At 68.3% G+C, this 9,893-nt stretch carries 7 protein-coding genes; 3 read left to right on the forward strand and 4 right to left on the reverse strand.

What is annotated here, in order from left to right; all coding sequences use genetic code 11:
- Nucleotides 1–296: 296 nt before the first annotated feature.
- The 4 genes from AC3XYG_RS29995 to AC3XYG_RS30010 form a co-directional block, all read right to left on the reverse strand.
- On the reverse strand, nt 297–836 hold the full coding sequence (locus AC3XYG_RS29995) for a cytochrome b (RefSeq protein ID WP_489143540.1): 540 nt from the start codon (nt 834–836) through the stop codon (nt 297–299).
- Nucleotides 837–847: 11 nt separating this feature from the next.
- Complete coding sequence (locus tag AC3XYG_RS30000) at nt 848–4,036, reverse strand: efflux RND transporter permease subunit (RefSeq protein ID WP_489143541.1); 3,189 nt, start codon at nt 4,034–4,036, stop codon at nt 848–850.
- Nucleotides 4,037–4,049: 13 nt separating this feature from the next.
- Nucleotides 4,050–5,204, reverse strand: coding sequence for an efflux RND transporter periplasmic adaptor subunit (locus tag AC3XYG_RS30005; protein ID WP_489143542.1), 1,155 nt, complete (start codon nt 5,202–5,204; stop codon nt 4,050–4,052).
- 215 nt (nt 5,205–5,419) lie between these two features.
- Complete coding sequence (locus tag AC3XYG_RS30010) at nt 5,420–6,274, reverse strand: hypothetical protein (protein ID WP_489143543.1); 855 nt, start codon at nt 6,272–6,274, stop codon at nt 5,420–5,422.
- Nucleotides 6,275–6,376: 102 nt separating this feature from the next.
- On the opposite strand from AC3XYG_RS30010, the gene AC3XYG_RS30015 reads away from it, so the two are divergent.
- From AC3XYG_RS30015 to AC3XYG_RS30025, 3 genes are all read left to right on the forward strand, one after another.
- Complete coding sequence (locus AC3XYG_RS30015; RefSeq protein WP_489143544.1) at nt 6,377–7,240, forward strand: phosphodiester glycosidase family protein; 864 nt, start codon at nt 6,377–6,379, stop codon at nt 7,238–7,240.
- Nucleotides 7,241–7,458: 218 nt separating this feature from the next.
- The gene (locus AC3XYG_RS30020; RefSeq protein WP_489143545.1) at nt 7,459–8,844 is read left to right on the forward strand and encodes an aspartate aminotransferase family protein; all 1,386 of its coding nucleotides are present in this window, start codon (nt 7,459–7,461) and stop codon (nt 8,842–8,844) included.
- A gap of 216 nt (nt 8,845–9,060) precedes the next feature.
- Nucleotides 9,061–9,893, forward strand: an 833-nt coding sequence (locus tag AC3XYG_RS30025) for an extracellular solute-binding protein (protein ID WP_489143546.1), incomplete at its 3' end; no start/stop codon positions are given.

Here is a 9,893-nt window from a genome sequence, read left to right on the forward strand (position 1 = left end):
AATCCCGCCCGCGCCGCGTCGCTGGCCGACCGCGGCCGGATCGAACCGGGCCTGCGCGCCGACCTGCTGCGCGTCCGGCTGGTCGACGGCGTGCCCGTGGTGCGCTCGGTGTGGCGCGAGGGCGAACGCGTCGTCTGAGCCCGTCTGCGAATGCTACTGGTGCGGCCGTCTGATGGCGGTTTCTCCGCTTCCGGTGCTCACGGACCCAAACGTCCGCTGCGCGCCGGTTCTCGAAACCACCGCCACCCGACTCGCACCAGCGCATTTCCAAACGGTCTCTGAGATCGGGATCGAGGTCATGTCCCGCTTTGCTCTGGCGACGGGCCGTCCTGCCGGGCGGCGACATGCCAGGCGGCTGCGGCGACCTGCAGCGCGACCAGGCCGTAGATTGCCCATTGCCCGACCGCGTGCATGGTGCTGCCGATCGGTGAGATGGCATCGGTCGCCGGGATCAGCCGCGGCATCTCGAACAGACTGAAATACGAGATGGCGCGCCCCGTGAGCATCAGATAGCCGCTGAGCGGCATCGCCAGCAAAACGACGTAGAGCAGTGCGTGGCTCGCCGTTGCTGCCGTGGATTCCCAGGCTGCCCATCGGGCCGAAGGCGGTGGTGGATGGATCGCCCGCCAGACCAGCCGCATGGTGGTCAGGACCAGGACCGTCGGCCCGACCGACTGGTGCAGGATGACGGCGATGGCGCGTGAGGTCTCGCCGTTCGGCAGGCACGGCATCGCCCAGGCCGGCACCAGGACGGCAAGCATCAGGGCCGCCGAGACCCCGTGCAGCCACTGGGCGGTGGTCGTGCCGCGCCGGAATGCCGGGCGGGGATCGGTCATCCCATCCGCGGTCATTCCAGGCCCTCTCGCAGCGATGGGGACGGTGCAGCGGCACGGCCGGACGGCCGGCGGGCCACCTGTTCCAGCCCGCGGCAGGCGACGTAGAAGGCGGGGGTGAAGATCAGGCCGAAGGCGGTCACGCCGATCATCCCGAAGAACACCACCACACCGAGCGACTGGCGCATCTCCGCCCCGGCGCCGGTGGCCAGCACCAGCGGCACCACGCCGAGGATGAAGGCCAGCGAGGTCATCACGATCGGGCGCAGCCGCACCCGCGCCGCCTCGACCGCGGCGGCGAAGCGGTCGGCGCCCGCGGCCTCGGCCTGGCGCGCGAATTCGACGATCAGGATCGCGTTCTTGGCGGCCAGGCCGATCAGCACGACGAAGCCGATCTGGGCCAGGATGTTGACGTCCATGGCGGCGGCCAAGAGCCCGGTCAGCGCCGCCAGCAGGCACATCGGCACGATCAGGATCACCGACAGCGGCAGGGTCCAGCTCTCATACAGCGCGGCCAGCAGCAGGAAGACGAACACCGCCGAGGCCGAGAAGACCAGCAGGGCGCTGGTGCCGGCCAGCCGCTCCTGCAGCGCCACTTCGGTCCATTCGAAGCCGTAGCCGTCGGGCAGGGCCTCGGCCGCGATCTGCTCCATCCGGGCCAGCGCGGTGCCGGTCGACACGCCGGCCGCGGCGGCGCCCTGCACCTCGGCGACGGGGTACAGGTTGTAGCGCGGAATCCGGTAGGGACCGGCCCGCTCCTCGAAGGTCGCGACCGAGCCGAGCGGCACCATGGCGCCGGAGTCGCTGCGGGTCTTCAGCCGCTCCAGCGCCGCCGGGTCCTGGCGGAACCGGGCATCCGCCTGCGCCCGGACCTGGAAGGTCCGACCCAGCAGGTTGAAGTCGTTCACATAGGCTGAGCCGAGATAGATCTCGAGTGTCTCGAACACACGGGATGCCGGCACGCCCAGCATCTCCGCCTTCACCCGGTCGATATCGGCGTACAGCTTCGGCGTCGCCGTGTTGAACGGGCTGAAGACATTGGCGAATTCGGGCGACTGGCCGGCCGCAGCCGCGACCTGGCGCACCGCCGCCTCCAGCTCCTCCGGCGTGCCGCCGGCGAGGTCCTCGACCATCAGCTTGAAGCCGCCGGTGTTGCCCATGCCGCGGACCGAGGGCGGCTTGATCGGGATCACCCGCGCTTCCGGCACATCGGCCAGGCGGGCGGTCAGGTCGGCGATGATCCGGTCAACAGTCTGGCCGCGCGCCGCCCGCACCGCATAGGGATCGAGGATGGCGAAGATCGCGCCGCTGTTCGATGCGCTGGTGAAGGTGGCGCCGTCCAGGCCGGCGATGGCGACGGTGTGGGCCACGCCCGGGGTCGCGTCCAGCCGGTCGGAGACCGCCTTCATCGCCGCATCGGTGCGGGCCAGGGCGGCGCCGGGCGGCAACTGCACCGCGGTCAGGAAATAGCCCTGGTCCATCACCGGGATGAAGCCGGTCGGCGCCCGGCTGAACTGCCAGCCGGTCAGGCCCAGCAGCCCGGCATAGGCGGCGAACACCAGCAGGCCGACGCGCAGCAGCCGCCGGGTCAGCCCGCCATAGCCGAAGGATATCAGGTCGAAACCGGTGTTGAAACCGCGTGCGCCGGCAGCCAGGCCGCGCAGCAGGACATTGCGGGGCCTGGCGGGATGCTCACTGTGCGGCCGCAGCAGCAGGGCGCACAGGGCGGGGCTCAGCGTCAGCGACACGAAGGCGGAGATCGCCGTTGCCGCCGCGATGGTGACAGCAAACTGGCGGAAGAACCGGCCGGAGATGCCGGACATCATCGCCGCCGGCACGAACACCGCGCACAGCACCAGGGCGATGGCGATCAGCGCGCCGCTGATCTCCTCCATCGATTTGTGCGCCGCTGCCTTCGGCGACAGGCCGGCGCGCAGGTGCCGCTCGACATTCTCGACCACGACGATGGCGTCGTCGACGACGATGCCGATGGCCAGGACCAAGCCGAGCAGCGACAGGTTGTTCAGCGAATAGCCCAGTCCGGCCATCACGGCGAAGGTGCCGATCAGCGAGATCGGGATCGCCAGGATCGGGATGATCGCCGCCCGCCAGCTGTGCAGGAACAGGATCACCACCAGCACGACCAGGGCAATCGCCTCGAGGATTGCCTTGTAGACCTCGCTGACCGACTCGGCGATGAACCGGGTCGGGTTGAACGGGATGGCATAGTCGACCCCGGCCGGCAGGGTGCGGCCCAGCTGTGCCATCGCCGCGACCACGCGGTCGGCCGTCTCCAGCGCGTTCGAGCCGGGCTGCTGGAACACCTGGATCGGCTGCGAAATCCGCCCGTCGAACAGGGCGCCGCCGCGGAAATTCTGCGCCGTCAGCTCGACCCGGGCGACATCGCGGATCCGGGTGACGCGGCCGTCGGCATCGGTCTTGACGATGATGCCCTCGAACTCGGCGGGGTCGGACAGGCGCCCCAGCGTCTCGACATTCAGCTCGAAGGCGCCGCCTGATGACGCCGAGGGCTCGTTCACCACGCCGGCGGCGACCTGCACGTTCTGGGCCCGCAGCGCCGCCAGCACCTCGCCGGCCGTCAGATTGCGGGCGGCCACCGCGTCCGGGTCCAGCCAGACCTGGATGGCATAGTCGCGGGCCGTGGGCATGCGGACGTCGCCGACGCCGTCGACCCGCAGCAGCGCGTCGCGGATCCGCAGCGTTGCGTAGTTGGAGAGGTAGAGCGGCGTGCGCGAGGCGTCCGGCGAGAACAGCTGCACCACCAGCAGGATGTCCGGCGACGATTTCCGCACGGTCACGCCAAGGCGGCGGACCTCCTCCGGCAGCCGCGGCTCTGCCACCGCCACCCGGTTCTGAACCAGCACCTGCGCCTCGTCGAGGTCGGTGCCCAGCTGGAAGGTGACGGTGATGCTGAGCTGGCCGTCGCCGGTGGCCTGCGAGGACATGTAGAGCATGTTCTCGACGCCGTTGATCTCCTGCTCGATCGGGACGGCCACGGTGCTGCTCATCACCTCCGCCGAGGCGCCGGGATACTGGGCGCGGACGACGACGGTGGGCGGCGTGATCTCCGGATACTGCGCCAGCGGCAGGGTGAGATAGCCGGCGATGCCGACCAGGACGACAAGGATCGACAGCACCGTCGCCAGGATCGGCCGCTCGATGCAGAGATGGGGCAGGCGCATGGTCGTCCCCGGCTCAGTTGAGCAGTGCGGTGGCGGTCGGCGCGATCTCGCCGGGCTGCGGCACCACCTTCTGGCCGGCGCGGGCGCGCAGCAGGCCGTTGATCACCACCCGGTCCTCCGGCTGCAGCCCGCTCTCGACCACCCGCAGGCCCCCCGGCTGGCGGGCGCCGAGGCGGATCGGCGTGGCGCGCAGCGTGTCGTCCTCGGCCACGGTCAGGACGATGCGGCTGGCCTGGTCGGTCAGCAGCGCCGTCTCGGGCACCAGCAGCGCGTCGTGCTCTCCCGAAGTCGCCAGGCGCAGCCGGCCGAACTGGCCGGGGGTGATGAAGAGATCGGTATTCCCAAGCACGGCGCGGGCGCGGATGGTGCCGGCGCCATTGTCCAGCCGGTTGTCGACGAAGCTCATCGTGCCCTGGTAGGGCCAGCCGTCATCATCCTGCAGCCGCGCCTCGATCGGCAAGCCGCGGTCCCGGATCGGCCGCAGCGCGCCCGCCTTCACCGCCCGTTCATAGGCGACGAAATCGCGCTCGCTCATGTCGAAGACGAAATAGATCGGGTCGAGCGCGACGATGGTGGTCAGCAGGGTGCTGGTGTCCGACACCAGGCTGCCGGCATCGACCCGCCGGTTCGACACGCGGCCGCTGATCGGCGCCTTGATCTCGGTGAAGTCGAGGTCCAGCTGCGCCCGCATCAGCCCGGCCTGGGCCAGCTCGGACGCGGCGTCGGCCGCCTGCTTCTGCTGCCGGCGCTGGTCCAGCGTGGCGCGCGAGACGGCGGAGGTGCCGACCAGCTGCTCCGCCCGGCGCAGCTCCAGGTCGGCGAGGTCGCGCTGCGCCCGGGCGCTGGACAGCTGGGCCTGCGCCTCGGCGACCGCCGCCTGGTAGGGGCGGGGATCGATCATGAACAGGGTCTGGCCGGCCTGCACGATCTGGCCGTCCTCGAAGCCGATCGACTGCAGATGGCCCGAGACGCGGGCGCGGATCTCCACGCTCGCCGTCGGTTCGAAGCGGCCGGCATATTCCTGCTGGTCGACCACCCGCCGCACCAGCGGCGGCGACACGATCACGCTGGGGGCCGGCCGCGCGGTCGCCTGGGCCGTCGTCGCCGCGGTGCTCCGCGACACCTGCCATCCCAGCCCGGCCAGCCCGCCGCTCAGGGCCAATGCCACAACTCCCGCCAACGTCCGAATCATCGGGCGTCCCATGCCTGCGCTCCCTATGGCGTCGAGCCTCCATCGCTCGACACCGGTGCAGCTTGCAGACCGGCTGTCTCAGAACTGTGCCGGGCAGGGGCGGGGATTGTCGCGAAGTGTGTCAGCGTTCGATACGAAACGGGCCGGATGACGTGTCACCCGGCCCACCCACACCGGTCATCGGCGGCTCGTCAGTTGCAGAAGTTCGGCTGGTACTGATAGACCCACTGGGTCTTGGTCGTCGGGCTGGTCGAGACCCACGAGGTCATGCCGCGGATGGTGTCGAACATCAGCTTCGACCGCTGGTCGACCTTGGCGGTGAAATCGCCATCCTTGTCCTCGACCTTGAACGACACCTCGGCATTGGCGACGGTCGCGGAGGAATTCGCGTACCACAGCGTCAGCGTGAATTCGGCGTCCTGCTGGCCCAGATCGCTGTCCGGGCCGTCATAGGTGCGCTCGGTGATCGACAGGTTGCCGACGAGGTTCAACGCCTCCTGCTTCGGCAGGTTCAGCGACTTGGTCGGCGGGAACAGGTCGACCACGTCGTCGAAGATGTTGAGGTTCTTGGTCGCCGACAGCGGCTCGGTGGTCGAATGAGAATAGACCCATTTGAACGGCGGCGTGATGTCCGCCTCCAGCTTGGTCTCGGCGTCCTTGTCGCTGCCGCCGACATCGGTGCTGGCCGCGGTCGACTGGCTGTCGGAGCGGAATTTCAGGTTGATCTCGTGCTTGGTGCCGTCGACCCGCCCGCGGAAGCTGTAGCCCAGAGTGTTCAGCCGGCAGGTGCCCGGCGAATCGTAGTAGCGGACGGTGCGGACCTTATCGACGGCGAAGCTGCCATCCACCGTGCGGTCGAAGCCGGCGGCGTTCAGCTTGGTCCGCAGCTCGCTCAGGAACGTGTTGGCAGTGGCGACCGGCTGGGCCTGGAATTTGGCCGGATCCAGCAGGACCTTGTATTCCTTGCCGGTCAGCGTGTCGGCCGCCTGCGCGCCGCCGGCGACCAGGACCAGCCCGGCCAGCCCGATGCGAAGCCATGTCATCATTTTGCGCGAATCCCCCTTCATGAATGACGCGTAGGAATGACAGGCTAGGCGGACTGTATGACGATGCTATTAAGCCCGCCCGAAGATCGGAGCCGCCGGCCGATGCGTCTTGCCAGACATCTCCCGACCCTGCTGGTGCTGCTGCTGACCGCCGCCTGCGGCACGGGCGTCGGCACGCCCCGTCCCGATACGGCGGTCGAGCTGCAGCCCCCGCCGGCGGAGCCGATCACCGCCGCCCCTGCGGCGCCCTCTTCGGCATTCGCGCCCGTGGCCACCGCGACGCTGTGCCGGCCGATGACCTTCGAGACGGTCGACTACACCGTCTGCGAGATCGATCTGCGCCGTTATCGCCTCGGCCTGTTCTGGCAGGGCCCGGACGGGCAGCCCTATGGCTCGCTCGCCGCCTTCAGGCAGGCGATGGCCGGGGCCCGTGCGCCGGCCCTGGTGGCGATGAATGGCGGCATGTACCAGCCGGACCTGTCGCCGGTCGGCCTGTTCATCTCTGCCGGCCACACCCTGCATCCCGCGAATTTCGCGGATGGCGACGGCAATTTCTTCATGAAGCCGAACGGCGTGTTCTACGCCGATGGCGACAGCGCCGGGATCCTGGAGACCGAGGCGTTCGAGCAGCAGGCCCCGGCGGCCGATATTGCGACCCAGTCCGGCCCGATGCTGGTGATCGACGGCGCGCTGCACCCGCTGTTCAGTGATGACGGGCCGTCGCACAAGACCCGCAACGGCGTCGGCCTGCGCGATGGCCACACCGTGGTCTTCGCCATCTCGCGCGGCGGGGTCAGTTTCGGCAGCTTCGCCCGGCTGTTCCGCGACGGGCTGGGCTGCCGCAACGCGCTGTATCTCGACGGCTCGGTCTCGGCCCTGTCGGCGCCGGACGGGCTGTCGGTCGGCTGGGGCGTCCGGGTCGGCCCGATCCTGGCCGTGTTCGACCGCACGCTGCCGGAGAGCTAGTGCCCTAGTGACGCCGCGAGCCGGGAGCGGTATGCTCTGCGACATCATGGCATGGCGTCGGACCCATCACGGACAGCGATCGCGGAAACAGGAGCTCATGCGCCTGTGTGCCCGCATCGGCTACAATCCGCCGCGCGTCTGACCGCTCGATAGGGCCGCCGCCAGGGCGGCCGCATTCCGTTTTTATCGTCCGATCGGATTCACGCGAGGGTCGCGTCATGAACAGTTTTGCCGCAAGCCGGTCCACCGCCGAGTGGAAGGCGATCGATACCGCCCATCACCTCCATCCCTTCACCGACTACAAATCGCTGGCCAACGAGGGCGGCAGCCGGGTCATCACCCGCGGCGAAGGCGTCTGGCTGTGGGATTCCGAAGGCCGCCAGATGATCGACGGCATGGCCGGTCTGTGGTGCGTCAATGTCGGGTACGGCCGCAAGGAGCTGGCCGACGTGGCGCATGAGCAGATGCTGGAACTGCCCTTCTACAACACCTTCTTCAAGACTACGACGCCGGCCGCGGCCGAGCTGTCGAAGAAGCTGGCCGAGATCACGCCGGAAGGGCTGAACCACGTCTTCTATGCCAACAGCGGGTCGGAGGCGAACGACACCATCGTCCGCATGGTCCGGCACTATTGGGACCTGAAGGGCCAGCACCGCAAGAAGACCATCATCGGCCGCAACTACGGCTATCACGGCTCGACCATGGTCGCCGTGTCGCTGTGCGGCATGGGCGCGATGCACCGCCAGGCCGACCTGCCGTTCCCGGGCTTCCACCACGTCATGGCGCCGTACTGGTACGACCATGGCGGCGACCTGGAGCCGGAGGCGTTCGGCAAGCTGGCCGCCAAGGCGATCGAGGACCGGATCAAGGAGCTGGGGGCCGATAGCGTCGCCGCCGTCATCGCCGAGCCGATCCAGGGCGCCGGTGGCGTCATCATCCCGCCCGCCAGCTATTTCCCCGAGCTGCAGCGCATCTGCAAGCAGTACGACGTGCTGCTGATCGCCGATGAGGTGATCTGCGGTTTCGGCCGCACCGGCGAATGGTTCGGCTCCGACCTGTTCGGCATCAAGCCGGACCTGATGACCCTGGCCAAGGGCATCACCTCGGGCTACCTGCCGCTGTCCGCCGTCATGGTCGGCGACAAGGTGGCGGAGACGCTGATCGAGAAGGGTGGCGAGTTCTATCACGGCTTCACCTATTCCGGTCACCCGGTGGCCTGCGCCGTGGCGCTGGCCAACATCCGGATCCTGGAGCGGGAAGGGCTGGTCGACCGCACCCGGACGGACATCGGCCCGTATTTCCAGGAGCGGCTGCGCGAGGCCTTCGCCGACCATCCGATCGTCGGTGAGGTCCGCGGCGTCGGCCTGATCGCGGCGATCGAACTGGTCGACGACAAGGCGACCCGGCGACGCTTCCAGAATTACGGCGAGGTCGGCACCCATTGCCGCAACCACAGCTTCGCCAACGACCTGGTGATGCGGGCGACGCGCGACGCCATGGTGCTGGCGCCGCCGCTGGTGATTTCGCACGACGAGGTCGACGAGCTGGTGCGGCGGGCCAAGCTCGCGATCGACGCCACGGCCCGGGACTATGGCAAGATGTGATGAAGACAGGGGCGGTCACGAAATGGCCGCCCTTTTTCGTTAGAGGACGGGCTTGAGAATGCCACGAAGGTGGGGCACAGGAAGGTCGGGTTCGAGCCCCGTCTTGTGCGCTGCGCCATCGGCGCGATTGACAGGTTTCGCGGCGCTGGAGTGCAATGAAATAGGAATGGGGCCGGCTCGACGGGTCTCGAACGATTACAGACAGGGAATGGTTACATGAAACGTCTCGTGCAAAGCCTCCTTGCGACCGCCGCGCTGTGCGCCGTGGCGGCACCGGCCCTGGCCGAGGACAAGGTCGTCAACATCTACAACTGGTCCGATTATATCGGCGAGACCACGCTGGCGGATTTCACCGCCGCCACCGGCATCAAGGCTGTCTACGACACCTATGACGGCAACGAGGCGCTGGAAGCCAAGCTGCTGACCGGCAATTCGGGTTACGACGTCGTGGTGCCGACGGCCCAGCCCTTCCTGGCGCGCCAGGTCAAGGCGGGCGTCTATCTCGAGCTCGACCGCTCCAAGATCCCGAACTGGAAGAACCTCGATCCGAAGCTGATGAAGGCGGCCGAGGGCGCGGACCCGGGCAACAAGCACGCCATCATCTACCAGTGGGGCACCGTCGGCATCGGCTTCAATGTCGACCAGGTGAAGAAGCGCCTGGGCGACGTGCCGCTGGACAGCTTCGACGTGGTGTTCAACCCGGAGAACGCCAAGAAGCTGGCCGATTGCGGCATCACCATGCTGGACAGCCCGACCGACATCCTGCCAGTGATGCTGAACTACCTGAAGCTCGACCCGAACAGCCAGAAGCCCGAGGACCTGAAGAAGGCCGAAGAGGGCGTGATGAAGATCCGCCCCTATCTGAAGTACCTGCATTCGTCGCAGTACATCAACGATCTGGCCGGTGGCAATGTCTGCGTCTCGGTCGGCTGGTCGGGCGACGTCAGCATCGCCAAGAGCCGGGCGGAAGAGGCCAAGAACGGCGTCAACCTCGACTACTTCATCCCGAAGGAAGGGACGCTGGTCTGGTTCGACATGATGGGCATTCC

The sequence above is a fragment of the Inquilinus sp. genome, from assembly GCF_057815775.1.